This window comes from Falsihalocynthiibacter sp. CO-5D18 (assembly GCF_041205445.1).
GTDB lineage: Bacteria > Pseudomonadota > Alphaproteobacteria > Rhodobacterales > Rhodobacteraceae > Falsihalocynthiibacter > Falsihalocynthiibacter arcticus.
The window spans coordinates 20,341-44,153 of record NZ_JBGFCF010000019.1; the positions used below are offsets into that span (position 1 = coordinate 20,341).

General features: G+C 51.1%; 24 protein-coding genes, 2 tRNA genes and 3 pseudogenes. 21 read left to right on the plus strand and 8 right to left on the minus strand.

Translation table 11 applies throughout. The features are described 5' to 3' along the window. Window positions 1-85: 85 nt before the first annotated feature. Window positions 86-778 carry a DUF1045 domain-containing protein gene (locus AB9F27_RS19435; RefSeq protein WP_335586335.1) on the minus strand — a complete coding sequence of 231 codons (693 nt, stop codon included), beginning with the start codon at window positions 776-778 and terminating at the stop codon, window positions 86-88. Between the two features lie 247 nt (window positions 779-1,025). On the opposite strand from AB9F27_RS19435, the gene AB9F27_RS19440 reads away from it, so the two are divergent. Continuing rightward, the gene (locus AB9F27_RS19440) at window positions 1,026-1,676 is read left to right on the plus strand and encodes an HAD family phosphatase (RefSeq protein WP_335586334.1); all 651 of its coding nucleotides are present in this window, start codon (window positions 1,026-1,028) and stop codon (window positions 1,674-1,676) included. 697 nt (window positions 1,677-2,373) lie between these two features. Here the strand turns inward: AB9F27_RS19440 and AB9F27_RS19445 are convergent. Continuing rightward, window positions 2,374-2,652: a hypothetical protein gene (locus AB9F27_RS19445; RefSeq protein ID WP_369758025.1), complete on the minus strand. Its 279-nt coding sequence runs from the start codon at window positions 2,650-2,652 to the stop codon at window positions 2,374-2,376. A 371-nt stretch (window positions 2,653-3,023) separates the two neighbouring features. Here AB9F27_RS19445 and AB9F27_RS19450 point away from each other — a divergent pair. Continuing rightward, a pseudogene (locus tag AB9F27_RS19450) lies at window positions 3,024-3,347 on the plus strand (DUF1214 domain-containing protein); the annotation flags it as partial. 32 nt (window positions 3,348-3,379) lie between these two features. Here AB9F27_RS19450 and AB9F27_RS19455 read toward each other — a convergent pair. Together AB9F27_RS19455 and AB9F27_RS19460 are read right to left on the minus strand one after the other, a co-directional pair. Beyond that, a complete protein-coding gene (locus AB9F27_RS19455; RefSeq protein WP_369758026.1) occupies window positions 3,380-4,579 on the minus strand; it encodes an NADH:flavin oxidoreductase/NADH oxidase family protein in 1,200 nt (399 codons plus the stop codon). A 283-nt stretch (window positions 4,580-4,862) separates the two neighbouring features. Then, window positions 4,863-4,937 (minus strand) — tRNA-Thr (locus tag AB9F27_RS19460). Between the two features lie 346 nt (window positions 4,938-5,283). Here AB9F27_RS19460 and AB9F27_RS19465 point away from each other — a divergent pair. From AB9F27_RS19465 to rlmF, 12 genes are all read left to right on the plus strand, one after another. Then, window positions 5,284-5,472 (plus strand): hypothetical protein, encoded by a 189-nt coding sequence (locus AB9F27_RS19465; RefSeq protein WP_335586332.1) that lies wholly within the window; start codon window positions 5,284-5,286, stop codon window positions 5,470-5,472. A gap of 8 nt (window positions 5,473-5,480) precedes the next feature. Then, on the plus strand, window positions 5,481-6,746 hold the full coding sequence (murA, locus tag AB9F27_RS19470) for a UDP-N-acetylglucosamine 1-carboxyvinyltransferase (RefSeq protein WP_369758027.1): 1,266 nt from the start codon (window positions 5,481-5,483) through the stop codon (window positions 6,744-6,746). Next, a complete protein-coding gene (locus AB9F27_RS19475) occupies window positions 6,743-7,222 on the plus strand; it encodes a DUF2948 family protein (protein ID WP_335586330.1) in 480 nt (159 codons plus the stop codon). The genes murA and AB9F27_RS19475 overlap by 4 nt, the downstream gene beginning before the upstream one ends. 4 nt (window positions 7,223-7,226) lie before the next feature. Next, window positions 7,227-8,528 (plus strand): histidinol dehydrogenase, encoded by a 1,302-nt coding sequence (hisD, locus tag AB9F27_RS19480; protein ID WP_335586329.1) that lies wholly within the window; start codon window positions 7,227-7,229, stop codon window positions 8,526-8,528. Window positions 8,529-8,536: 8 nt separating this feature from the next. Next, complete coding sequence (locus AB9F27_RS19485; RefSeq protein ID WP_335586327.1) at window positions 8,537-9,022, plus strand: UPF0262 family protein; 486 nt, start codon at window positions 8,537-8,539, stop codon at window positions 9,020-9,022. Beyond that, window positions 9,023-9,484, plus strand: a complete 462-nt coding sequence (locus AB9F27_RS19490) for a low molecular weight phosphatase family protein (RefSeq protein ID WP_335586326.1) — start codon at window positions 9,023-9,025, stop codon at window positions 9,482-9,484. It begins immediately after the preceding gene. A 111-nt stretch (window positions 9,485-9,595) separates the two neighbouring features. Then, on the plus strand, window positions 9,596-9,814 hold the full coding sequence (gene infA, locus AB9F27_RS19495) for a translation initiation factor IF-1 (RefSeq protein ID WP_039004513.1): 219 nt from the start codon (window positions 9,596-9,598) through the stop codon (window positions 9,812-9,814). Between the two features lie 3 nt (window positions 9,815-9,817). Then, complete coding sequence (locus tag AB9F27_RS19500; protein ID WP_335586325.1) at window positions 9,818-10,390, plus strand: Maf family protein; 573 nt, start codon at window positions 9,818-9,820, stop codon at window positions 10,388-10,390. After that, the gene (locus AB9F27_RS19505) at window positions 10,387-11,415 is read left to right on the plus strand and encodes a ribonuclease E/G (protein ID WP_335586324.1); all 1,029 of its coding nucleotides are present in this window, start codon (window positions 10,387-10,389) and stop codon (window positions 11,413-11,415) included. The genes AB9F27_RS19500 and AB9F27_RS19505 overlap by 4 nt, the downstream gene beginning before the upstream one ends. Continuing rightward, the gene (locus AB9F27_RS19510; protein WP_082802157.1) at window positions 11,416-11,598 is read left to right on the plus strand and encodes a DNA gyrase inhibitor YacG; all 183 of its coding nucleotides are present in this window, start codon (window positions 11,416-11,418) and stop codon (window positions 11,596-11,598) included. A 79-nt stretch (window positions 11,599-11,677) separates the two neighbouring features. Beyond that, window positions 11,678-11,752, plus strand: a tRNA-Phe gene (locus AB9F27_RS19515). 206 nt (window positions 11,753-11,958) lie between these two features. After that, window positions 11,959-12,885 (plus strand): 23S rRNA (adenine(1618)-N(6))-methyltransferase RlmF, encoded by a 927-nt coding sequence (gene rlmF / locus AB9F27_RS19520; RefSeq protein WP_335586323.1) that lies wholly within the window; start codon window positions 11,959-11,961, stop codon window positions 12,883-12,885. Between the two features lie 489 nt (window positions 12,886-13,374). On the opposite strand, the gene AB9F27_RS19525 is transcribed toward rlmF, so the two are convergent. After that, window positions 13,375-14,181: an MBL fold metallo-hydrolase gene (locus AB9F27_RS19525; protein ID WP_335586322.1), complete on the minus strand. Its 807-nt coding sequence runs from the start codon at window positions 14,179-14,181 to the stop codon at window positions 13,375-13,377. A gap of 440 nt (window positions 14,182-14,621) precedes the next feature. On the opposite strand from AB9F27_RS19525, the gene AB9F27_RS19530 reads away from it, so the two are divergent. From AB9F27_RS19530 to AB9F27_RS19545, 4 genes and pseudogenes are all read left to right on the plus strand, one after another. Continuing rightward, window positions 14,622-14,804, plus strand: a complete 183-nt coding sequence (locus AB9F27_RS19530) for a hypothetical protein (protein ID WP_335586321.1) — start codon at window positions 14,622-14,624, stop codon at window positions 14,802-14,804. Between the two features lie 214 nt (window positions 14,805-15,018). Next, window positions 15,019-15,252: a hypothetical protein gene (locus tag AB9F27_RS19535; protein WP_369758028.1), complete on the plus strand. Its 234-nt coding sequence runs from the start codon at window positions 15,019-15,021 to the stop codon at window positions 15,250-15,252. After that, window positions 15,251-16,135: pseudogene (locus AB9F27_RS19540) on the plus strand (transposase); the annotation flags it as partial. The gene AB9F27_RS19535 and the pseudogene AB9F27_RS19540, both read left to right, overlap by 2 nt. 322 nt (window positions 16,136-16,457) lie before the next feature. After that, window positions 16,458-16,871, plus strand: a complete 414-nt coding sequence (locus AB9F27_RS19545; protein WP_335586320.1) for a VOC family protein — start codon at window positions 16,458-16,460, stop codon at window positions 16,869-16,871. A gap of 497 nt (window positions 16,872-17,368) precedes the next feature. Here the strand turns inward: AB9F27_RS19545 and AB9F27_RS19550 are convergent. After that, window positions 17,369-17,869: pseudogene (locus tag AB9F27_RS19550) on the minus strand (DDE-type integrase/transposase/recombinase); the annotation flags it as partial. Window positions 17,870-18,225: 356 nt separating this feature from the next. Between AB9F27_RS19550 and rpsU the strand changes: the two are divergent. Beyond that, the gene (gene rpsU / locus AB9F27_RS19555; protein ID WP_082802156.1) at window positions 18,226-18,432 is read left to right on the plus strand and encodes a 30S ribosomal protein S21; all 207 of its coding nucleotides are present in this window, start codon (window positions 18,226-18,228) and stop codon (window positions 18,430-18,432) included. A gap of 1,547 nt (window positions 18,433-19,979) precedes the next feature. Continuing rightward, window positions 19,980-20,228 (plus strand): ParB N-terminal domain-containing protein, encoded by a 249-nt coding sequence (locus AB9F27_RS19560; RefSeq protein WP_335586513.1) that lies wholly within the window; start codon window positions 19,980-19,982, stop codon window positions 20,226-20,228. 275 nt (window positions 20,229-20,503) lie between these two features. Here the strand turns inward: AB9F27_RS19560 and AB9F27_RS19565 are convergent, their stop codons facing one another. After that, window positions 20,504-21,394, minus strand: a complete 891-nt coding sequence (locus tag AB9F27_RS19565) for an NAD(P)-dependent oxidoreductase (RefSeq protein WP_335586512.1) — start codon at window positions 21,392-21,394, stop codon at window positions 20,504-20,506. 257 nt (window positions 21,395-21,651) lie between these two features. Between AB9F27_RS19565 and AB9F27_RS19570 the strand changes: the two genes are divergently transcribed. After that, window positions 21,652-22,893, plus strand: coding sequence for a lytic murein transglycosylase (locus tag AB9F27_RS19570; protein ID WP_335586511.1), 1,242 nt, complete (start codon window positions 21,652-21,654; stop codon window positions 22,891-22,893). A gap of 24 nt (window positions 22,894-22,917) precedes the next feature. Here the strand turns inward: AB9F27_RS19570 and AB9F27_RS19575 are convergent, their stop codons facing one another. Continuing rightward, complete coding sequence (locus AB9F27_RS19575; protein WP_335586510.1) at window positions 22,918-23,766, minus strand: LysR substrate-binding domain-containing protein; 849 nt, start codon at window positions 23,764-23,766, stop codon at window positions 22,918-22,920. Between the last annotated feature and the right edge of the window lie 47 nt (window positions 23,767-23,813).

The following is a 23,813-nucleotide window of genomic DNA, read 5'->3' on the forward strand; positions in this document are numbered from 1 at the left end:
TTTTTTTGCGAGTGTACCCTATTTCACGGCGCGGCCAAGAGGCCACAAATTGGCCGGTGGTTACCCATGCTCTTGGGGGAAGACTTTAGGGCACTTTCTTTCCAGAAAGAGGGAGCCGGTGAAGTGCGTGAAAACGTCCGTCCCCCGCTTCGCCAGCCAGAATTAACGAACAGAATGGCATGGGGCGCCCCAAGTTATGGGCGAAGTGTGTACGGGCCAAAGCTTCTAAATGTTCCAAGTCTTTGGGCGGCAAATGACCACTCAAAGTGATGTGAAATTTGAACGCGTCCAAAACATACGGATACCCCCAATTTTTCAAGTTGGTTTCCTGCAGGGGCGTTAGGTTGGCCTTGCGGCGTCCGGCCAATTCCGTCTCGCTGAGAGGGGCGCGAAAACGGTCCAGTTTTTGCAGAACGGCGGCGGCGAGACTGGCAAGATGGTCGATGTTCCCTTCCGGAGTAAGCGCCAAAGTCGACTTATCTATTGTGAGGCTTAGGGCTTCAATTTCAACAGGAGCATGGACAGCACAAAGCGCCTTGGTTTGAGACAAAAGACTCTCATATGTTGTGCCTTTTGCAAGGTGAAAGGGAGGTTTGATTGTTCCATGAAAGCCGTATTTCCTTGGAGCTTGGGTTGCAATACGCAGGGCGGTTTCGGAGGCTTTTGGGTGTGGCACGGCGCAACCCTTTTCCAAATCCCACCCAAGCCAAGCAGCGCCAGAATCGGCAAACATACCCGCCTCAGGTGTCATGAAAATGCTGTATCGATTAAACAACAATGGGGAGGCTCCTTTGGGATTTTTCAAATATGACACCTCCATTGATACGCGAACTTGTGCAGATTATCCTGCCTAAATGAGCGGATTTGCGGCCTTTTTGCAAAAAAATATGCGATTATATTGCCCACAATGTCGCCCGTTGCGCGCTGCGGTCGGGTATTCCCATTGTGCGTGGGGTGTGGTTTGAGGGGCGCAAAGGTTTCAAGCGGGCGGGCAGGTCTAGGTCGGTCATAAAATGGGATATAACATGAGTTTACGCGGCGCGATTTTCGATATGGACGGCCTCCTTTTGGACACGGAGCGCCTCACCATCCTGTGCTATCAACGCGCTGCCGATGACGTTGGCTTGATTGATTTCGAGCCGGTTCTGTTGGGTCTCATCGGGGTTCGGCGCAAGGAATCAGAAGACATTTTGCGCGCAAGAATCGACGATTTGGCGATCTTTGAGGCGTTTCTAGAGAAAAGTACCGCCAATTCCGCGGCGATTAAAATTGAGGACATTCCCATTAAGGCGGGAGTCGTCGAATTGCTCAAGGCCCTGAAAGCAAAGGGACTTCCTTGTGCTGTTGCCACCTCAACCCAAACGGAAAAAGCGCGTCACCATCTTGAAGTCTCTGGCCTTCTTGGTTTTTTTGAAACAGTGACGGGCGGAGATCAGGTGGTTTCCCCTAAACCTGCACCCGACATCTATCTGCGTGCTGCAAAATCGCTTGGTCTGAAGGCGACGGATTGCGCTGCCTTTGAGGATTCCGATCCCGGAACCCGCGCGGCAGTTGCCTCTGGAGCACGGGTGGTGCAGATTCCAGATATTTTGCAACCATCCCCAGAAGTTCGCGCTCTTGGTCACGTAATCGCGCCGACTCTCCTACTTGGGGCAACGCAAATCGGGTTGATTTAGGAGGCGGACAACCAAAGCTTTTCGCGGATATAAAACTACGGGAGAAGTGAAGCGCCTAACGAGAGAGAACTCGAACTCTCTTTTCAAAGCGCTAGAGCAATGGGAGCGATCATGGCGAAACTAATGAATAATTTCAATATGTTAGAAAAAGACGCGCTCTGAGAAGCTGAAGCCTTTCTCGCGGCGGCGCAGCTTTGATGAGCGGGGAAGTCTCGTACACGGTGCTTATACCCGTGATCGCCGGTTCGGTGATGACGGCACACTCCGCGCGAAAAATTTCCAGTTAAGACTAGTCTGATCGTTCGGAAACTGATGAGCGGTAAGTTCTGCAATACGACATTCGAGAACAGTGGCGGCGGTAACAAGCCTAAAATAGAGGGAAGTGTCCCAAAAATTGGTACGCATAGCCGATAATTTGACAATTGCGCGTCCCAAGAATTGGTACTTATATACATCTAGACATAGGCTGTAGGTTTTAGAGTGCAAGAGAAACACTCCAAGCCTAGGCAGTTGCTAGAAACATTCACCAACTAAACCCGAAGTCTACCCTATGCAAAGTTGGTCCAGCAACTTTAGCTGTGGCGCTTTATGGGTAATTCCTATGCTTGGTGGAGGTGGTTCTTGGAAAAGACATAGCCCGCCCAAAAAAGGACGGGCCATATTTTATTTCAAGAAAAGGATTTGAGTTACCTTAGTTTCAGTCGTTGCCACTGCCATTATCATTGTCAGGGTTCGGTGCGCCGCCCAATCCTTCCTTAAGGGACTGTACCTGTTCTCCAAGTTTGTAATCCGGATCAAAGTCTTCTCTGTAATCCTTGATCGCCTGTCCGAGGTTAGTTCCGTTAGCCTTGTGGTCCTTGGTTGCTTCGGAGACAATTCCTCCGTGCACACCAGGATCGTCAGGCTGCCCAGCAAGAGCTGCGGACCCAATCAAAAGTGCAGATATCGCGGAAAGTGAAATTAAACGGTGCATCATTTTAAACTCCCTACTCCAAAAAACGCAATAAAGCCTGACTCGAAGATGGAGCTACAAGAAGACAGGCATTTAAAGCATAACTTGAGGAAGCTCTCCAAAATTGATCTATGTCAATTGATGTAGGATGCACGGAGTTGCAATTTACCGACGTGCGTTTCGATCGATGAGCACACACGCTCTTTTCCGCAATTTGCATCGCCACAATTGTCATCATCTGGATTAATCAATGTGTCCTGCCCCTAGCACACCTAGTTTGGGACCGGAGTGGGTAAACATTTTGTTAAGCGGTCCAAACGAAAAAAATGCATCCAGCGCACTCACTCGCTTCGTCAAAAATGTTTTAACCACAGGGGGCAAATTCGGACCATAAGCAACGTACAACCAACCGCTATACAGTGCATTTTCCAGCGGGCCAGCTTCCTCCGGTTAACTCATTTTGGTCACTGACCATGTATGACCTACCCGCAAGCTTGCTCGTCGAAAATCCAATCAATCGCTACCTTCTGAAACCACCGATGCTACCGCAGTCAGTTAAGGAAGCCGATAGTGGAATAATTTTCTACATTCAGAACGAGTCGCCAGAGAAGGACAAGGAAGCTAACTGGCGGCTTGCGCCAAGGGTCTTTTCTGGTCAATCTTACGTGTTTATTGCCCCATTTGTTATCTATAAAAAGAATGACTTAAGCCCCGAATGAGGCTTCATTTCGGGTTACTCAATGCGATCCCATCAAACGTCGTCACGATTGAAGTGGCGTTTCCAGATTTCAGTTCGGATTCTATCTCGCGCTTCATAGTCGTCAATTGCTTTTTCAAGGTCGCCGACTTCGTCTGTCTCTTTGTCGGTAGCGATTTCGGTTAGGCGCATGGTGTACCAGGCCGTTATCCCGCCTTCCGGTGCATCTGTGAACCTTGGGAAAATTGGTTCAGGCATTTGGCCTGCCGACCAAAGATTGGGGAGGGTTGGTTCAAGGACCAACGCACGGGCTAGGCCAATTACATCGACTGCACCGCTCAAAACGGCTTCTTCCGCTTGCGCTCGCGTTTTGAAGCCGCCTGTTAACATCAAGGGCTTGGATGTCACCGTTCGGGCGCGTTTGGCAAATGCAATGAAGTAGGGCCCACGTCCCGCGCCGTCAGAAGCGGACTTAGCGCCTGGGAAATACGTCCCTCCGCTAATGTCGATAATGTCCACGGATGACTTGTCCAAAGCAGCCACAACCTGAAGTGCGTCGTCTTCGTTAAATCCACCTTCTAGCTGATCTGAGGAATTGAGTTTCACAGCAATAGGGAAGTTGGAACCGACGGTCGCGCGTGTAGCCTTAATGGATTCAAGTAATAATTTCATACGGTTGGCGATAGGCCCACCATACGCATCGCTGCGCTTGTTGAACAACGGTGACAGAAACTGACTCAGCAAAAATCCGTGTGCTGCATGTATCTGTACCCCGCCAAAACCAGCCTGCTGTGCCAACTTAGCCGTCTTTGCGAACTCCAAGGGGACCTGCTGGATTTCATCGAGGGTCATTCCCTCACAACGAAGGCCGGGAAAATCAAGCGCGCTTGGCCCCTTGGGTGTGCTAATGGGCGCATAGGCAAGCGCACCCGCGTTACCGAGTTGCAACCAGAGCTGGGTCCCGTTTTCCCCACCATGTGCGGCAAGATCACGAAACTTATCCACGTCAGAACTTCTATTGAGCACCAGATTGCCCGGCTTTTCAGCATAATTAGGCATGGATTGCACTTCGCCGATAATCGATACGGCCAACCCACCTTCTGCCCAGCGCTGATACAGCCTGTTTTGCGCGGGCGTTGGATGGCCCGCGCCATCACCCAATGAGTCCGACATTGCCGATTTTGCGATGCGGTTTTTCAAGACCGCGCCACAGGGCAATTCAAGCGGTTGAAACAGAACCTCATGGTGTTGCATATGAAAATCTCCTGTTAAATTCCCGCGTTAGATAACTTGTTTGTAAAAAAAATCGACGCAACAACCCTAATATAGTTGAAGGCCCGTTTCAGACTTTACGAAATGGGTGAGCTTGGTGACGGTCGAAGTCAAGGTAGGTAGCCGAGGGAGAAAAGACAAACGTAAGAGTGTTACGTTCATTTCTTCGGCTTAGCTCAAAGCAATTAACCGCTGCCATAGGTTCTCTAGAATTAAGCTAGGCTGGCTGTCTGTTTTTGCCGAGATAGCGCACATGTATAAAACATGGTGCTGCTGGGGAGAATTGAACTCCCGACCTCGTCATTACCAATGACGCGCTCTACCACTGAGCTACAGCAGCCTATAAACTTTGGGCCTTTGGACATACGCCCTACTAATACCCTACTAGTATTTTCCTCAACCTGCTAACGCAAGGGTTTAACACAACATTTTCTCAAGGACCCACCCCTTACCAATGACGCGCTCTACCACTGAGCTACAGCAGCCCGTTTGCACGAGGCTTGGCGGCTGATTAGACGCAATTCGGACGCGAGGCAAGGGTCTTTTCGCCCAATTACGGGTGACCATATCCGGTGTGCGGAAAATCCGGCTGTTTTTTTACCATGTAGGCTCAAATCTCGCGGAATAGATTTGGATGGGGTCTCGGTTACTGGACGGCCTCCCTTTGCTAGGATAGACAGTCAAACATGAGCCAAGAACCAGTAGAGAAAAGTGCAAAGGCCCCAGCTTCCCGAGTTGCGGCCAAGCCAGCGCAAAAAACGGGGAAAACCCGTGACGACCGATTAAAGTCGGCGTTGAAGGCGAATATGGCCAAACGTAAAACCCAAGCACGTGCGCGGAGCGCCGTGAATGATCAAGATAATCAGGCAGAGTAGGGCAAAAAATGGATTCAATTGTTGTTAAGGGAAATGGCCCGCTCAAAGGGCAAATCCCGATTGCTGGCGCGAAAAATGCCTGCCTGACGCTCATGCCTGCGACGTTGTTGTCAGAGGAGCCGTTGACGCTCACGAATGCGCCGCGCTTATCTGACATCAAAACGATGTCTGCCCTTCTGGAGTCGCTGGGGGCCGAGGTTTCGAGCCTTCAGGATGGTAAAGTGTTGGCGCTGTCGTCACATAACATCGACAACCACGTGGCCGACTATGAAATCGTGCGCAAAATGCGGGCATCGAATTTGGTGCTTGGTCCGATGTTGGCCCGCTTAGGGCACGCTATTGTTTCCCTGCCCGGAGGTTGCGCGATTGGGGCGCGTCCGATGGACCTCCATATTGCGGCGCTTGAGGCGATGGGCGCGGAAATCGAACTCAAAGAGGGGTATTTGCATGCGATTGCACGCGGCGGATTGAAGGGCGCGGTTCACGAACTTCGGTTTGCATCTGTTGGGGCTACGGAAAATACCGTGATGGCCGCAACCTTGGCGAAGGGAACGACCGTTCTCAAGAACGCAGCACGCGAGCCTGAAATCGTCGATTTGGTCCATTGCCTGCGCAAAATGGGCGCGCAAATCGAAGGCGAAGGCACCTCGACGATCACGATTCAAGGCGTTGATCGCTTGAACGGCGCAACCCATCCCGTTGTGACTGATCGCATTGAATTGGGCAGCTATATGCTTGCCCCTGCGATCGCTGGCGGCGAAGTTGAATTGCTTGGTGGGCGGATCAATTTGCTAGCCGCTTTCTGTGAGAAACTGGATGCCGCTGGCGTAAGTGTCACTGAGACCGAAAAAGGCCTGATGGTTGCACGCAAAGGCGACTTAATTCATTCGGTGGATGTGGTTACCGAAGTTTATCCTGGGTTCCCGACAGACCTCCAAGCCCAAATGATGGCGCTTATGTGTACGGCTGATGGCACCAGCGTTTTGGAAGAGAAAATCTTTGAAAACAGGTTTATGCACGCGCCGGAGCTTATCCGTATGGGGGCGAATATTGACGTTCAGGGCGGTGTTGCAACCGTTAAAGGCGTGAAGCGTCTCAAGGGTGCGCGCGTTATGGCGACCGATTTGAGGGCCTCTGTGTCGCTCATTTTGGCTGGCCTTGCCGCTAAGGGTGAAACCGTCGTTTCGCGGGTATACCATGTGGATCGCGGTTATGAACATGTGGTCGCCAAATTTGCCGGAATCGGCGCACAAATTGAACGGGTGAAAGAATGACACAGGACGCCAGCTTTGAAGACGGAGCAGAGAAGCCAATCCAATTGGTGGCCGTTGATGCGACCGATCTAGGGGTCATCTCGGGCCTTGTGCAGGACGCTGTTTTCCTTGGCTCGGAAATGACATGGCTTCCCGCGCAACGCCGTTTTGCGATTTTGTGCAATCGGTTCCGTTGGGAAGATGTTGCGCAAGCCAAGGCACGCAACCGCCCTGTCGAGCGCGTGCGGTCAATCCTTGCCTTTGAGGACGTAACCAAGGTCTTGAGCCAAGGTATCGATCCGCAGCAAAAAGACACGGTTCTGTCTGTCCTGACGGTGCATTTTGAGCCGACTGAGGATGGCGCGGGACGCCTTGTTTTGACCCTTGCGGGGGACGGGGCCATTGGGCTTGATGTGGAATGTATTAATGTCTCATTGCAGGATGTGACGCGACCTTATATTGCTCCATCAAAACACATTCCTCACCATCCGGAGTAAATAGATGCCTCTTTTCCTGAACGCCCAAGACGCCAATTTCGAGGCGGATTTCGCAGCGTTCCTTGGGACAAAGCGCGAAGACAGCCCTGATGTAGATGCGGTCGTGGCTGAAATTATTGCCGACGTGCGGGCGCGGGGCGACGAGGCTGTGATTGAGTTGACGCGCAAGTTTGATCGGTTTGAGGTTACGGCAGAAACGATCGCCTTTTCGAAAAGCGAAATCGATGCGGAGTGTGCGAAAGTAAGCGTCGAGGACGCCGCAGCACTTGAGATGGCGGCGGAGCGTATTCGGGCCTATCACCTGCGCCAAATGCCCGAAGATGCCAGCTTTACAGATGATGTTGGTGCCACACTTGGTTGGCGTTGGAGTGCGGTCTCTGCGGCGGGACTTTATGTTCCCGGAGGCCTTGCCAGCTACCCAAGTTCAGTACTGATGAACGCGGTTCCAGCCAAGGTGGCAGGGGTTGAGCGCTTGGCAATTTGCGTGCCGACACCTGATGGCGTTTGCAACCCACTCGTGCTTTTTGCGGCGCGGCTTGCGGGCGTTGATACAGTTTATCGGATTGGCGGGGCGCAAGCGATTGCAGCCCTTGCATATGGGACGGCGAGTATCGCCCCCGTTGATAAAATTACCGGACCGGGCAACGCGTTTGTGGCGGCGGCGAAGCGGCGTGTTTTTGGCAAAGTCGGTATTGATATGATCGCGGGACCCAGTGAAATTCTGGTGATCGCGGATAAGCACAACAATCCAGATTGGATTGCCGTGGATTTATTGAGCCAAGCCGAGCATGACGAAAGTGCCCAAAGCATCCTCATCACCGATGATGCTGATTTTGGCCTTCAAGTTGTTCAAGCCGTTGAAAAGCGCTTAGAAACGCTTGAGCGGGCGAAGATCGCGGGGCCAAGTTGGCGCGATTTCGGAGCGGTCATTACGGTCGCGACCCTCGATGATGCCGTAACGCTGTCTGATCGAATTGCCCCCGAGCACCTCGAAATTTGCGTTCAGGATGCCGATGCAATGGCCGCAAAAATCAAACACGCAGGTGCGATCTTCATTGGCGCATTTACGCCCGAAGCCATTGGCGATTATATCGGCGGCCCAAATCACGTATTGCCGACCGCACGTTCAGCGCGTTTTTCTTCTGGCCTCTCAGTCATGGATTTTCTCAAGCGCACCACCCTCTCAAAAATGACGCCAGAGGCCCTGCGCGCAATCGGCCCGTCAGCAGAGCGATTGGCCAAATCCGAGAGCCTTGAGGCCCACGGCCTGTCTATCCGCTTGCGGCTCGACAGCTTAAACGAGTAGCATTTTATATGACCACCGATCGAATTGCAGAAATTGATATTGATGATGGTGGGCTTGCACCTCCGACTCCGCAAATTGAACAAGAACGCCGCGTGGCGATTTTTGATCTGTTGGAGGAGAACAGTTTCGCCCTTCCTCCGCGCGATGATCGAGTACCCCCCGTTGGCCCATATCACCTGAAGCTTGCCATTCGTGAGCGGCGTTTGGTGTTTGAAATATCTGACCTTAAAGAGGGGCTTGCGGCAGAATTTCATCTGGCGCTGGGCCCGTTCCGTCAGGTTGTGCGCGATTATTTCCAAATTTGTGAAAGCTACTTCGCAGCGGTTAAAAACCTGCCACCCGGACAAATCGAAGCGATTGATATGGCGCGGCGCGGTATTCACGACGAAGGCGCACGCGTCCTTCAGGAACGTCTTGAGGGCAAAGCCACGTTGGATCACGCAACATCCCGTCGGCTTTTTACCCTTATTTGCGTTCTGCATTTCGGAGGGTAGATGGCGAAGTCGCGTCCGACGTCAGTTCTGTTTTGTTGCGATCATAACGCCGTGCGTTCGCCAATGGCGGAGGGCATTATGAAGGCGCTCTACGGAACATCCATTTATATCCAGTCGGCGGGTGTTAAAAACGATCTGGAGATTGATGGGTTCGCAATTGCGGTTTGCAAGGAAATCGGGGTCGAACTTTCACGGCACCGAAGTCGTTCGTTTGACGAAATGCAAGAGTGGGGCGACGACCTTTCGAGCTATGATTTGGTCGTCGCATTGTCACCCGCAAGCCAACGTCGGGTACTGGATTTGACCCGCATATATCATATCGAGATTGAATATTGGCCGATTCTAGATCCGACTGGCCTTGGCGAAGGGCGCGAGGATCGCCTGCTAAGTTATCGCCAAACACGGGATCAAATCCGCGATCAGTTGCTAGAACGTTTCGGAATACCCGAAAATTCTCTCTAAATCGGAAATTACCCCGCAATTTGGTGAAGTAGTTCTTGAAAGTCCGCCCAAGGACGCGCATTTAGTACACGCTCGCGGAGATACCGCGGCAAGCAACCAATTGGAGAAAACATGGCCAAAGAAGAAGAGCTCGAATTTCCGGGCGTCGTTAGAGAGCTTTTGCCAAATGCGACGTTTCGAGTCGAGCTGGAAAACGGCCATGAGATCATCGCACATATGGCAGGAAAAATGCGCAAGAACCGCATTCGTGTCCTTGCTGGAGACAAAGTTCAAGTCGCGATGACCCCGTACGACCTTACCAAAGGTCGCATTAACTATCGCTTTAAGTAAGCTATGCTGCTCGTTTTAGGCTCCGCAAGCCCACGTCGCGCTGAACTTTTGGCGCAGATTGGCGTGGAGCCTTTTGCCGTGCGCCCTGCCGATATTGACGAGACGCCAAAAAGCGGCGAATACCCTCGCCCCTATTGCCAACGTCTTGCCCGTGAAAAAGCGCTAGCCGTTGAAGCCGCTGACGATGAGATCGTTCTGGCGGCGGATACGATTGTGGCGATTGGTCGCCGCATTCTTGGAAAGCCCGCGCATGCGGATGAAGCCCGCGAATTCTTGCGGCGTCTATCTGGCCGGCGGCACCGTGTGGTCACGGCGGTCGCTCTGCGCCAAGGCGATAAAATTACGGAAAAAGAAACCGTTACCATTCTGCGGATGAAGCTCCTCACTGACAAAGATATCGAAGCCTATATTGCGACGAATGAATGGCAGGGCAAGGCGGGGGGCTATGGCATCCAAGGCTATGCCGCACGATTTATTCCTTGGATTAATGGTTCATATACGGGCGTCGTTGGCCTTCCGTTGACGGAAACGGCACAATTGCTTGAAAGCGCGGGTTACCCGCTGGAGGTCTCATGAAGGGTCGCACTGTAGTCTTGGATACCTATAAAGGACGTGCTGCCGCAGCACTCCTTGATAATGGGAAACTCTCCGATTTTTTGATCGACCCCGCCGATAAGAATGTTCCCATTCCTGGGGCTATTTACCGTGCATTTTGTGACCGGCCTATGAAGGGGCAGGGCGGAATGATGGTACGTCTTCCTGGCGTGACTGGATTTTTGCGTGAGGGACGGGGACTTGCTCCCGGTCAACCCATTCTGGTGCAAGTGACCGGCTTTGCGGAAGAGGGAAAGGCCGTGCCTGTTACGGCAAAAATCCTGTTCAAAAGTCGCTACGCAATTGTCACCCCCAATGCGCCAGGTTTCAACATCAGTCGCGGTATTCGGGATGACGATAAACGCGACGAATTGTTGGGAATTGCTCATTCTGTAATGGGGGAAAGCAAATTTGGCCTCATTTTACGTTCGATTTGTGAAACATCAGATCCAGAAGAAATTGCTGAGGATGTCGCCCATATGCTGGGTGAGGCCGAGGGCGTTTTGGGGGCCGAAGGGAATGCGCCCGAGTTGCTGCTTGATGGCCCTAACGCTCACCTTCTTGCGTGGCGAGATTGGCCAACACCGGACACAATGTCGGACGAAGCAGGGGCCTTTGTGACCTTCGAAGTCGATGAGTTGATTGATCAGGCCTTGTCGTCTTTTGTGCCTCTCTCGGGAGGGGCGAGTATGTATGTTGAACCAACGCGTGCACTCGTTGCGGTCGATGTGAACACAGGCGGCGATACCTCTCCTGCGGCTGGCCTCAAAGCCAATATTGCTGCGGTACGAGACCTGCCGCGACAATTACGCGTGCGAGGCCTTGGCGGGCAAATCACATTGGATCTGGCGCCCATGCCCAAGAAAGACCGTCAAACCCTCGAAAGCATTATTCGTATTGCCTTCAAAAGTGACTCTATAGACACCTCTATGGCTGGGTGGACGCCGCTTGGCCATTTTGAATTGCAGCGCAAACGCGAGCGTCTGCCCTTAAAGGATGGTCTCTAAATGTCGTGCCCGATCTGTAATGGTAAAAGCGATCCTAAGTACCGCCCCTTTTGCTGCAAAAAATGCGCGGATATTGATTTAGGGCGTTGGTTTAACGGCACATATACCACTCCAGCCGAGGAAATTGAGGACCTTGCGGATGCTCAGTCGGAGTTGGAAAAGCCTAATTCGCACCTGCATTAGTTTTTTCGCACTTTGCCCCTAGACACCATGCCTCACCGCGTCTAGAACACCGCAACCCGAACGTTTATTCGTTCCCCGTGCCCGGGTAGCTCAGGGGTAGAGCAGTGGATTGAAAATCCTCGTGTCGGTGGTTCGATTCCGCCCCTGGGCACCATTCGGAAAAATGCATTTATAAATTTTCGCGAATGCCGCACTTCAGTACTTGCTGCACTGTGCCGCGAAGGCCCTTTTGCTCGCGACACGAATGGCCCTAAGGCTAATCATGCACTAACTTTCAACTTGGACCACCCAAGTGAGGCTGCTCAGGATCAACACACGGTTTGGCTAGTTACTTCCACCACCCTTAATGAAGGCTCCCCCATGGCCACCAAAACTAAGTTGCACCCCCGTAATCAACACAGAGAAGGTTACGATTTTGTGCGTTTAGTCGCGCATTCACCTGAACTTGAGGCATTCACGATCAGCAACCCTGTCGGTCAGACGACTATTGATTTTCAAGACGTGTCGGCGGTCCGTATGCTTAATCGGGCGTTGCTAAAGACTTATTACAATATCAATTTTTGGGATATCCCAGCCAATTACCTATGCCCTCCGATTCCCGGTCGTGTCGACTACATCCACTATTTGGCGGATTTGCTTGCTTGCAGCAACAATCAAGAAATTCCGCGTGGGCGGAATGTCAAAGCGTTGGACATAGGCACTGGTGCTAGCTTGGTGTACCCCCTTACCGGCCAGAGTGAATACGGCTGGCACTTCACTGGCGTCGATATAGACCCCGCCGCTATCAAATCGGCACAGCAGATATGCCATTTCAACAATCTAAAAGTAGACCTCAGACAACAAAATAAACCTGAGAATATCTTTAGAGGCGTGATTGAACCCCATGATTCTTTTCACATCACCATGTGCAACCCGCCTTTCCATGCATCCATCGAACAAGCTAATAAGGGCACCCAACGTAAATGGCGTAACCTTGGCAAGGGGCATTCAAATAAACTCAACTTTGGCGGTCAAAACGCTGAACTTTGGTGTCCGGGTGGCGAGATAAATTTTATCGCCCGCATGGTTGAACAGAGTATGGAGTTCGCCGAGCAGTGCCTGTGGTTTAGCTCATTGGTGTCGAAAAAAGATAACCTCCAGCCACTCTACAAAATTTTAGGAAAAGCAAAGGTTGCTGATTTCAAAGTAGTCGAAATGGCACAGGGGAAAAAAACAAGTCGTTTTATTGCTTGGACTTACATCAAAAAAAGTCAGCGATCTTTGTATGTGAATGAAGCTCGTAAATAGAACGGATGGCACCCCACCAGACCGGACATTGCATCGCCTCGCGGCCGGTAATCAACCAAGGCGCGTGTCTTTTTTCCCTAGAGGGGGATGATCACTGAGATCGTAACGTTCGAGATTTAACATGCGAAGAATCAACAGCGCGTCGTCGCGCTCTTTGAGGGCAACGCCAAAATTTGGCGAGCGCACCCAAATGCGTATTGGCTTATCACTTCGGCTCGGCAGCGAACGAATTCGATAAGTATAGGCGTTAGAATTTGATCAGCGGTTGACGGGTGATAGCAAGCCGATTGAGCCAGCAGTCAGCCAAGTCGAATTTTCCATGGCATGCCGCGCTAAGATGTCTCCCAGTCGTTTAATGTTAAAGTCATCGCAACTTTCAAAGACCTCCCCGCCTTGAAAACGGTTCTTCACCAATTGGGAGGCATGGAATGAAAAGAAACGCCCAGACGTTTCTGTCTGAGCGCTTCGTCTTAATTGATTATCTACGACTTAAGCGTTTCCAGCACCCGTTCCGTACCAATCCCCTTGGTCTACTTTTATTGCACTATCTAGAAGTTTGGCGAATTCTTTTGGATCTTGTGTGCCGCCGTCACTTCCACGGTAATGATAAGGAATGACAACAGATGGTTTGAACTCTGCTACAGCGCTTGCAGCAGCATTAATATCCATTGTGAATGGTAAATTCATACACAACAGCGCTACGTCGATATTTTGAAGCGCCCTCATTTCGGGGATGTCTTCAGTATCTGAGGAAAGGTACACGCGCGTGCCGCCGATATTCAAAACGTACCCGTTGTCGCGCCCCTTGGGATGGTATTTCATACGGTCTTCTGTGGTATTGTAAGCCGCAATTGCTTCAATCCCGATATCACCAAAGGCTGTTGTCTCTGCATTCCCAATCACCTCAGCGCGTGCAGCCAACTCTTCAGTCATTTGCTCTTGAGCGCCTTTGTTTGAAATGAGGGTAGTGTTTTCCCCCATGACGCCTGCGAGCGTATCGTTGTTTAGATGATCGCCGTGCTGATGAGTTACCATAACGAGATCCGCGGCGGGCATACCTTCATACAGGGCTAAATCTCCAACTGGATCAGCATAAATCACACCCATAGGTGTCTCAATAATGAGAGAAGCATGTGCGATTGGAATAATTTTAACGGCTCCATTCCCGAAAATCATACCATGGCCATTAGCAAAAGCGAGTTGTGGTAGAACGGAAATTGACCCGGCGGCGGCCGCGGCGGAGCCAATGAAATTTCTTCTCGAAAGCATGTGTTTCTCCCTGTTGTTAAATTTCACCCAAATGGCGTTTAATAACTAAATATACGTAGCTCGCCTCACATTGGATCAACTCTATTTCCGTTTCACAAAATACATTTTACATTTATTGCTGCCGAGCAAGGTCTGTCACGCATATTTGACCAACGTCTTGACACTTCACGGAGAGGCGCGATTGCCGTTTCCACCTTTCCACCTTTCCACCTTTCCACCTTTTCACACCGAACCTGTTTTGTGCCTTTGTATCTCGATGCTTTAGAGCGGTATCCATGGGAGTCTTGCTTAAGAAACTTCCTTTTCGAAGGTTTGCCAATTGGGCGCGGTACAACCCGTTGTTTTGGGAAAATGAGCGGTTGTTGAGAAGTTGGCCCCTAAGATTTTAGGCGCTTTTCTTATTTTTGTCCAAAGATCTTCACCTTTTTATACTTCCATCGAGCGGATCAGAAAATGGGAATCTAATCATGATTAGATTGTTAGGGCATTCTGGGCTGGTGGTCTGCCTGCCAATTCTTTCGAATACCACTGCGATGGCCTGTGGTCGGCCGACGCTCGCGGGGACGAATAAGGCGATTCCGTCTTCCGGAATAAACAGCCAATCGTTGCTCAACAATGCGATACTCATCGAAGTGAAACACGAGCGCTAAATTTAAAATGGGTTTAGAAAGCATTAGCGCATGAATCGCTACCAACTGACCGGGAGTCAGATTTACGTAAAGGATCGTGCGACATGCAGTTTTGCTGACAACAAGGGACGGCAAATACTACCCCACAATGCCTGACGTCAGCGCCATTGGATCCAAATAGGGTGGTTTGATAAGAGATAGTTTTTGGCTCATCGTAAGCACTGAGGAGTGGGACATGAGACAAACAAATGGAACACGAAAAAGTCCTGGCGAGAAAATCGTCAAGGATATCAAGCGGGCCACCCGCAAACAGTATTCCTCTGAGGAGAAGATCAAGATCGTTTTGGACGGGCTACGCGATGAAGACAATGAGACCTTGTCCGCCATTGGTCCGAGGACAGTGGTCGAATGCCGTACTGTGCCGTCCATTGTCCGGCAGTTGATACGCAATATCAACGAGAGGGGCTGACGAGGTGCGGCGGAAAGTTGTCAAGCTCGCCTTGAAGGAGACAGAACTGTCCCCGCGAGAACTGGCCGTGACTTTCACAGACAAGGAAAGTTACTTTGTATCCGAGGCTTCAGTCTACCGTGTCCTAAAAGCGCACGACCAAATCACCAGTCCGGCCTTCATCTCACGCCATTGATTGCAAATCGATCGTGCCTATAAAAGCCGCCAAAGAGTTCAAAGACAAAACCACGGCGATCAACCCGCTTTGGCAAAGGGACTCCACTTACCGCAATGTTCTGGGCTAGAGGTGGTTCTATCTCAGCACTATTTTGGACGATTACAGCCGCTACATTATCTCGTGGAAGCTCTGTACAAACAGGCGGACAGAAGACGTGACCGATACGTTGGATTTGGCCTTGGAAACCTCTGGCTGTGACCACGTCCACATTGTTCACAAACCACGACTACTAAGCCTCTCTGATTGATACTGCGTATCAACTGCCGAGCAATGTATAACGGCTCCAGCTAGGTCTCTGGAGAGTTGGCCGAGCGGTTGCAGGACAAAGGCATGAAGCACTCACGCGGAGCGCCGTATCACCCTCAGACCCAAGGCAAGATCCCTCTCATCACTGCAAGCGGCGACTGCCGGGCAGTGGAGCGTTGGCACCAAGCCCTGAAGAACCGGATATTGCTGGAACACTATTTCCTGCCATGCGATCTCGAAGCCCAAATCGAAGCTTTCGTCAATCATAACAACCATCAGCGCTATCACGAGAGCCTCAACAACGTCACGCCCGCCGACGCCTACTTCGGGCGCGACAAAGCCATTCTACGACAACGAGAAAGGATCAAATGCAAGACACCGGAAACGTGCCGCTTGCATCACAGGCAACGCGCCGCATAATACAACCAACCAGATGAGCCAACCTCTCGCTCAAATTAAGTAGCTCTTGGCCCCATAAACACTGACGACGCACAAATTAGGTCTCGAAAAACTGTCACATTAAGCGCGTGTAGGCAGCCTGACAATATTGGCACAAAAATGGCCAAGAGTAGCGTAATAAAACGTTGCGACATTAGAGGACAACCCTTTGTTTGGAGGCACCGCGGATGTCAGATTCTGCTATCGCTGAGCAGTCCGTCGTCAGGGTTTTTGGCACCAATGGCGCGATTAGGTGCTTTTGCTAGGAAGATGTTGTAGACATATCAAAAAAAGGAAAACGACGATGCTCACTCCCTTCCACCTGGCGTACAATGTGACGGACCTTGATAAAGCGCGCGCTTTTTATGGCGATGTGCTTGGCTGCATTGAAGGGCGCTCGACGGAGACGTGGGTAGACTATTCATTCTTCGGCCACCAAATATCGCTGCATTTGGGAGCGCCATTTGAAACGCGTTCGACGGGGAAAGTTGGCGAACATATGGTTCCCATGCCGCATTTGGGGGTTGTCCTTCTGATTGAGGATTGGAAGGTGCTTGCGGAACGCTTGAAAGAGAAACGTGTCGATTTTTTGATCGCGCCTAGCCTGCGTTTTGAGGGTGAACCCGGCGAGCAGGCAACGATGTTTTTTCGGGATCCGTCTGAAAACCCTATTGAGGTGAAAGGCTTTGCAGATTTGAGTAAGGTGTTTGCGTCCTGATCAAAGGAGCCTATTCAGCCAAGTTCTTTCGGATTTGGTTGGCTGTCCCTTAAAGCCGTTTCTGTCAAAATAAGACAGTTGACACACCGCGCATAGATTTTACTTCCGTCTTTTCAGGCTGGCTTTATCAAGCGTGCCCATATCTCTTTACTTTCGAACGGTACTAACCCCGACGTGGATGGCGGTCTTCATGTTTGGCAATTAGATGCCCCCAATCACTTTCATTTGGGCGGAAGCGTGCGTTGTCGAAAATTCGTCGGACCATCTCATAGTCAATCATATGACGCGGTTTTGATCTAGAACGACCATTGCCACTGGTTTTCTAGCTGTTCGCTGCTGCGAGTGCCTAAGTCCTTTCCGCGGGGTTAATCGTTCCTTCTTAGAACTTTCAATTCAGCCTCAAAGACTTTCCTGCCCGCTTGGCCCATCTCCCTTGAATTTACACCGCATGAAATATTCAGGAGGAGCTGGTCTTGTGACGGTTCATTTCCTGTCTCTCAGCTCGTTTTTGCGGCCCTTCGTTCAGATGCCAAGGGGCTTTTGCCTCCCCGCGATGAATGTCGGCGGCGTAGATTACAAAATCCATTGATGTACTGGAATGTTGCGCCTTCAGCCTGCCGCCGCGTCTCCCATCGGTTTCTCCAAATTAATTCTGCCGTGATGGATTTGAAAAATGTTTCCATCATGGAATTGTCCATTGCCCGGCAGAGCTATACGCAGCGTGATCCCGAGAGGAGGAGCAATTCCCTTTGCCGCTCATGGATACTTTGAAGCCGCGTTTTATCAGGCATTTCTGGTAATCATGCGATCAGAATTGCGAGCCACGATCCGTATGGTAAACGGGGTAGCCGCCGTAATGCCACGGTCATAGCCCACGCGCGTATTGCCAGATTTCGCTTCATGCGATTGCTACCCGCTGCCTTCTCCTCGCGAAGCAGAAAAACTTCCTTCCGAAGGCGCTGTTCTCTTTCTCGATATCTTGATGAGGCCCAGACATAAGGTCAACCTACTTGTGTGCTTCTGAACCCACTTGTTCAGTGTCGACAAACCCACGCCTAAATCTGATGCAACCTGTAGCCGCGCCAGGCCGCTAGTGGTTGCGATGCGGACCGCATCACGCGTGTATTTGGTTGCCATTGACAACGCATCCTCTTGCCCACGGGACTAGTTATTTATGGAAAAAGCCACTAAAGTTCGTTGCGGGCCGAAGCTACGTGAAAACTTTTGTCACTGTTTGTGGCGATTCAGTTAGGTTCAGCAATGTACCCTGTAGACATTTTGCTCGTTGCTTGCTAAAGGACCATGTCCTGCAATTTTTTGCAAATTTTAAACTTAGGAAGGTGGTGAAAACCACATGCAGGTATCTGTTCGTGATAACAACGTCGATCAAGCTCTTCGTGCGCTGAAAAAGAAACTTCAGCGTGAGGGTGTTTTTCGTGAAATGAAGCTCAAGCAACATTTCGAGAAACCCTCTGAGAAGAAAGCTCGTGAGAAAGCCGAAGGCATTAGTCGTTCGCGTAAATTGGCTCGCAAGAGTCGGGAACGTGAGAACGGCCTTTAGGCACTCCTTTCTAATCGATTTCATGAAATTGGCGGGGTAACCCGTTTCTTAAAACCCCCGCGCCTCGTCGACGGGGGTTTTGTTTTTTCTAAATCAGTAGTTTAGCGGAAATACGCAGCCCGGATTTTAATCGCTTGGCCATATTCCCATCCCTTCTCAAGGCAACGGAATATTCAATTATGGGGTGTTTCGACACGGTAGAAGAAGATGTCCAAAGGGCAGGACACCATTATCACCGCATGGCGTATCTGTGATCAATTCTTGAAAGTGGCTTGTTCTGGTAATGATGAATATTAGTTGTCACCTTTGTCTGATCTCGAAGGTGTAATTCCAGCCAAAGCACCAAGTGCCGCGGCATCGCGGACGTTGATGCCTTCATTCTGAAAGACTACCGTGATGGCGGCTGTGTTGCTTTGAAATGCACCTTGCGGAGCTGCTAGATTCTGGCATTGGGCCAAGTCATTTCTATAGTTAGGCCCAACTGGCTCTAATTACAGGTTAATAATAAGAGCCAGAGTTCGCACAGGCTGCAATCAATGCAAGAAGTGGAACGGCTTTTGAAAAACTGAAGGTGGTCATTGAAAGACCTTTTGGAACTGAAGTACTGTTGTATTATGCGATCGGGAAAAATTAAAATTCGAGGACTGAGCTGTATTAAGTAGAAAAATTTCCTTTTTGCACCGACAGCCCAAGTTTGATTGAGTAGGAACGTAAAAGTCAAATTAGTTCCAGAGCGCGTGATTTGTTGGGGCAATTTCAGTATTATCAGGTTTTTGAAGCTGGACCTTGAGGTGCGGAAAGTAGAACCATGCTTCCGATCTCGGTTCTCATTAATTTGGGTGTGGAAAGGTCTTGGTCGTTGGCTGATGCCTCTTCGAGGACGAGTCGAACTATGCTGTTAATTGACGTTCGGAGGTGAGTTCTAACTGTATTCTTCAATTTGGTATCGGGGACCGCAGAAAGATGTGAAAAACTATGAACCGAAGCGCGTTGTCACCTGCCTCGACCAATGACCATTCACAAGGTATTTGACGGTTGATTTGAATGCTCGCGTCTTCGCACGCAAGGTCAAAAGGCCGTCGAAACAACTTTGACGACTTGCAAAAATATTGGAATTACCCGGACCTGCATCGCCGTGTTTAGGGTCCCCCTGTTTGAATTCCATTTTTTTCCGCAGGCCTGCGGTGGATGCACGTTTCGAAAGGTTTTCAACCTTACCTTGGGGCCTCTTTGAGTTTCGCATCCTGACTCGTTGGTCATTTTCTACACCGAGAAGTAACGTGTGGATCGATGTCACTCGATTGGAAATGTAAATACGATCATTCGCTGGAAATCCAATGAATCGCCCTCTAAAACCTGGGGGCCTAGACAGTTGATTATAGATGTCGGACAGGGGAAACCGAATTGGTCTTCAAAGACGTCTTGAGAGGATTATTCAGGCGTTTCAGCGCCTCCTTCGATTATTCTCTATTTTCTATTCAGCCAATCTTACGGCCAATCCTCTCATTGGGCTGGCTAATTTGGGAAAACCGATGCAGTGTCGGGATATGTTGACTAAAGAGAGCTTTTTAATTTCGGAGATCCGCGTTCCAGCCAAGCGCAAAAAGACACTTGATCTCGGCAAATTGCAGGCGATTGCGGAGGATATGCTTGAAAATGGTCAGACGACCCCAATCAGACTGCGGACTGGAAAAACAGGTTTCGTTTTGATCGAGGGGTATCATCGCCTAGAGGCGCTGAGGGCACTAGGTGAGGATAAGGTCGAAGGCTATCTGGTACGCGCGCAGTTGCACTAGAAACAGCAAGTCCGCAATCTGCTGTATTCGTTCATTTGTTAGGCGGCCACTGCGAGGAAATGCCTGCAATAAGGCAGTATGACCAACGATGCGTCCGTCCTCATTGCATCGAAGTAAACATAAAAATGCACCAATCATTAAATGATTAATCGCGGACAGTAGATCGCTGCTTAGGTAGCTTGTCAGTCCTTCGTTTGGCAGCGAGGTGGCGCAGGCCGTATGTCGGCTTTCTGCGCCACCCGATGCTCCGTAATCCGGCCGTTATCTTGCTCAGGTCATTCCGCGTTTACGTATTGGCGCCAATTGTGCTGCTCTTTAAATCCTAGCACTTCTCGGATCTTTAAGTTCGAGAACAATGCTTCGTTGTCCGCCAGTTCTCTGTTGAGTTGCACGCCTGGAAAGAAGCGCTCGAGAATTTCGGAGTTTGGAATATTAACTGAATTGGTGTCATTTCCCGCATTGAAAATCTGATAGCCGAGGCCGTCTTTCTTGAGGCATAGGTCCACAATTTGACCAAGGTCCCGCGCGTCAATATAGCAAAAAATATTACGGCGACGAACGCCGGGGTCCGCGAAAAACGCAGGAAAATTCTCGTATTCGTCGGGTTCAATGACATTGCCGATCCGAAGTCCGTATATGTCTATGCCGGAACGTCTTTGAAAGGCGCGGCCCGTTTTTTCGTTGACGACTTTGCTCAAACCGTAGCTGTCCATCGGGTCGACATCATAGTCTTCATCGACGGGTAAATAATGCGGATTGACAGTACCATCCGAGAAGCAAACCCCATAGGTGGTTTCTGAAGATGCAAAAATAACTTTGGGAATTCCCATCTTCACTGCGGCTTCGATCACGTTGTAGGTGCCCACGGTATTGATCCGAAAAGTCTCGTGATCTGGCTTGATCAGAATGCGGGGGACGGCAGCGAAATGCACGACGGCATCGAACTTTGGCACGCCCGTTCCCGCTTCCATTTCGTCAAAATTTGCATAGCTTGTCATCACGTTGAACATGGAGCCTGAGTCGGTGATGTCGGCTAGGAGGTTGTCGATACCCGCTTCGTTTAGGGGCGTAAGATCGACGTTGACCACCCGATGCCCTTGATCGCGCAAATATCTGCACACATGCCGACCAGCCTTACCTGAACCCCCTGTAAATAGAATACGCATTTTCTGTTCCCCACTTCATTGGTCAAAATTTGGCCTGCGCCTAGGGTCGGTTCCCAGAGTGTCGCTTTCGGGAAATTATATTCCATTCAAACAAGATCACAAGGGCGGTATCCGCGGTTGATTGCCTGAAAGGCGTTTTGGAATGTTTCCGATTGAGCCACAGTAGGTTCGCGTTTAACACACAGAGGCGCGGCAGTATTCTCTGCTGAACCTGAGTGAGAATTTATTTCTCAAGGACATTTCGGAAGGACCCTCGAATGAACATGACACGCAGATGGATTGTGAACGCGGGTTTGGCCGCGTTTTTGGCGGGCTGCTCATCGGGCGGTGGGCGTCGCGACGTTGGCGGCCTTGTTGAGGATCCGGGGCTGCGTCCTCAGGCCAACGCAGGGTACGACGCATGGGTCGCTTCCTTTCGCTCGCGGGCACAGGCGCAGGGAATCTCGCAAGCTACTCTCAACGGTGCGTTTCGCAATGCAGGCTTCCTGCCTGGGGTGGTTGAACGGGATGGAAACCAAACGGAATTTTCCCGCTCACTCGAAGATTATTTGGCCATTGTTGCCTCCAATGACAAAGTCATAGAGGGGCGCTCCAAGCTTCAGCAGCGTGCAAAGCTCTTCTCGGAAATTGAAGCGCGCTACGGCGTGCCCGGACAAACTACGGACGCGATTTGGGGAATGGAAAGTAACTATGGCGCGCGCCGTGGCGACATTTCGGTCGTCTCGGCAACGTCGACCTTGGCCTATGACGGTCGCAGGGGTGTCTTTTTTGAGAAGCAACTTATCGCGGCTTTGCAAATCCTTCAGCGCGGCGATGTCGCCCCCGATAATCTGGTCGGAAGCTGGGCGGGCGCGATGGGGCACACACAATTTATCCCCACAACATTCGCCGCCTATGCTGTAGATTTTGAGGGCGACGGACGGCGCGACATTTGGTCTGACGACCCCACCGATGCCCTTGCTTCTGCGGCGGCATATCTTTCGGCATCTGGTTGGAAACGGGGGCAAATCTGGGGCCTTGAGGTCATTTTGCCATTAGGTTTCAATACATCCCTCGCAGGGCGTGGAAAGCGGAAGTCAGCATCAGAATGGGGCGCGCTTGGCGTCAAAGCTGCGCGTGGATCGATCCCAAATCACGGCGGGGCCGCGCTCTTGCTGCCCGCAGGTTCCACGGGACCGGCCTTTCTTGTGTTCCAAAACTTCGATGTCATCCTACGCTATAATAACTCGGTGAATTATGGCATCGGCGTTGGGTATTTGTCGGATCGGATTGCCGGCGCAGGCCCGTTGGTGACAAGCTTCCCGCCTGACAGCAACGGCATGACGATTGATGATCGTCGCAAACTACAGGAACGCTTGACTGCACGAGGGTTTGACACGGGCGGAAGTGATGGCGTCATTGGTCCCAAATCCCGCGACGCAATTCGGGATTATCAACGCAGCGCTGGCTTGTCGATGACGGGCGAGCCGTCGTTAGATCTCCTCCGACGGCTCGGATAAAACTATGGCTAGCCGCCCCAAATTCTAGCGGGGCGGCAGAGCGCCCAAAAGCCAGTCGCGCACTGCAATGCTCGCAGTTTTCTGCGCAGCGTCTTTTGGCCACACGAGGTAAAACCCAATGTTATCGCTGGCGGGGAGGGACCACAGCACTTGCTGGGCTTTGTCAGTCAAGTTGACGAAAATATGCGGGATAAGCGCAATCCCTTGGCCGTTTTGAGCGGCATCCATCGCGAGCGCGGTCTGGTTGAACTGAAGAAAACGGCGCTCTGGGGCGATTTCTTCGGCGTTAATCAGGGAATCCCAGTGTTTGTGGCTGTCCTGAATGAGGGTGTAGCGGGCGAAGTCTGATACGCGGGTAATCGGCAGATCATGGTGCCCTATTGCGACAAGGTTTAACGGGGCAAAAAGGGCCCAGTTGAGGTTTTCGGCAAAGGGCGGCGCGCCTTGACGGATCGCCAAATCAATTCCGTCGTTCTTAAAATCAGCGAGGCCTTCCTCGGCGCGAATTTGCAGCTCTATTTCTGGGTGCGCCCGCTCAAAATCAGGCAGGCGAGGCACCAACCATTTTGTCGCAAACGATGGCGGAACACTCAGGGTTATGCGTCGCCCGTCTGGTTTGAAAACGGCCGTAGCTTTGGTAATGATCGCCAGCGCTTGGTGGATTGATCTGTGATAGGTTTGGCCTTGTTTGGTGAGTTTTAAACCGCGCGGCAAGCGTTCAAAAAGCGGTTGCCCCAGATCCGTTTCCAATTGCCGAATCCGTTGTGCGACGGCCCCTTGCGTCAGATTTAACTCTTCAGCTGCAAGGCGGAAGTTCTGATGGCGCGCAGCGGCGTCAAACATTTGAAGGGTGTTGAGGTTGATGTTTCGCACTGTAGCTCCGGCATACGCAGTAGATTTCCTACAGTCTGGCGCGACAA

Bases quoted from the DNA above. Each gene is read 5' to 3' on its own strand.
- AB9F27_RS19440 (WP_335586334.1), top strand. From the start codon at position 1,026: ATGAGTTTACGCGGCGCGATTTTCGATATGGACGGCCTCCTTTTGGAC.
- AB9F27_RS19445 (WP_369758025.1), bottom strand. From the start codon at position 2,652: ATGATGCACCGTTTAATTTCACTTTCCGCGATATCTGCACTTTTGATT.
- AB9F27_RS19455 (WP_369758026.1), bottom strand. From the start codon at position 4,579: ATGCAACACCATGAGGTTCTGTTTCAACCGCTTGAATTGCCCTGTGGC.
- AB9F27_RS19465 (WP_335586332.1), top strand. From the start codon at position 5,284: ATGAGCCAAGAACCAGTAGAGAAAAGTGCAAAGGCCCCAGCTTCCCGA.
- murA (WP_369758027.1), top strand. From the start codon at position 5,481: ATGGATTCAATTGTTGTTAAGGGAAATGGCCCGCTCAAAGGGCAAATC.
- AB9F27_RS19475 (WP_335586330.1), top strand. From the start codon at position 6,743: ATGACACAGGACGCCAGCTTTGAAGACGGAGCAGAGAAGCCAATCCAA.
- hisD (WP_335586329.1), top strand. From the start codon at position 7,227: ATGCCTCTTTTCCTGAACGCCCAAGACGCCAATTTCGAGGCGGATTTC.
- AB9F27_RS19485 (WP_335586327.1), top strand. From the start codon at position 8,537: ATGACCACCGATCGAATTGCAGAAATTGATATTGATGATGGTGGGCTT.
- AB9F27_RS19490 (WP_335586326.1), top strand. From the start codon at position 9,023: ATGGCGAAGTCGCGTCCGACGTCAGTTCTGTTTTGTTGCGATCATAAC.
- infA (WP_039004513.1), top strand. From the start codon at position 9,596: ATGGCCAAAGAAGAAGAGCTCGAATTTCCGGGCGTCGTTAGAGAGCTT.
- AB9F27_RS19500 (WP_335586325.1), top strand. From the start codon at position 9,818: ATGCTGCTCGTTTTAGGCTCCGCAAGCCCACGTCGCGCTGAACTTTTG.
- AB9F27_RS19505 (WP_335586324.1), top strand. From the start codon at position 10,387: ATGAAGGGTCGCACTGTAGTCTTGGATACCTATAAAGGACGTGCTGCC.
- AB9F27_RS19510 (WP_082802157.1), top strand. From the start codon at position 11,416: ATGTCGTGCCCGATCTGTAATGGTAAAAGCGATCCTAAGTACCGCCCC.
- rlmF (WP_335586323.1), top strand. From the start codon at position 11,959: ATGGCCACCAAAACTAAGTTGCACCCCCGTAATCAACACAGAGAAGGT.
- AB9F27_RS19530 (WP_335586321.1), top strand. From the start codon at position 14,622: ATGATTAGATTGTTAGGGCATTCTGGGCTGGTGGTCTGCCTGCCAATT.
- AB9F27_RS19535 (WP_369758028.1), top strand. From the start codon at position 15,019: ATGAGACAAACAAATGGAACACGAAAAAGTCCTGGCGAGAAAATCGTC.
- AB9F27_RS19545 (WP_335586320.1), top strand. From the start codon at position 16,458: ATGCTCACTCCCTTCCACCTGGCGTACAATGTGACGGACCTTGATAAA.
- rpsU (WP_082802156.1), top strand. From the start codon at position 18,226: ATGCAGGTATCTGTTCGTGATAACAACGTCGATCAAGCTCTTCGTGCG.
- AB9F27_RS19560 (WP_335586513.1), top strand. From the start codon at position 19,980: ATGTTGACTAAAGAGAGCTTTTTAATTTCGGAGATCCGCGTTCCAGCC.
- AB9F27_RS19565 (WP_335586512.1), bottom strand. From the start codon at position 21,394: ATGCGTATTCTATTTACAGGGGGTTCAGGTAAGGCTGGTCGGCATGTG.
- AB9F27_RS19570 (WP_335586511.1), top strand. From the start codon at position 21,652: ATGAACATGACACGCAGATGGATTGTGAACGCGGGTTTGGCCGCGTTT.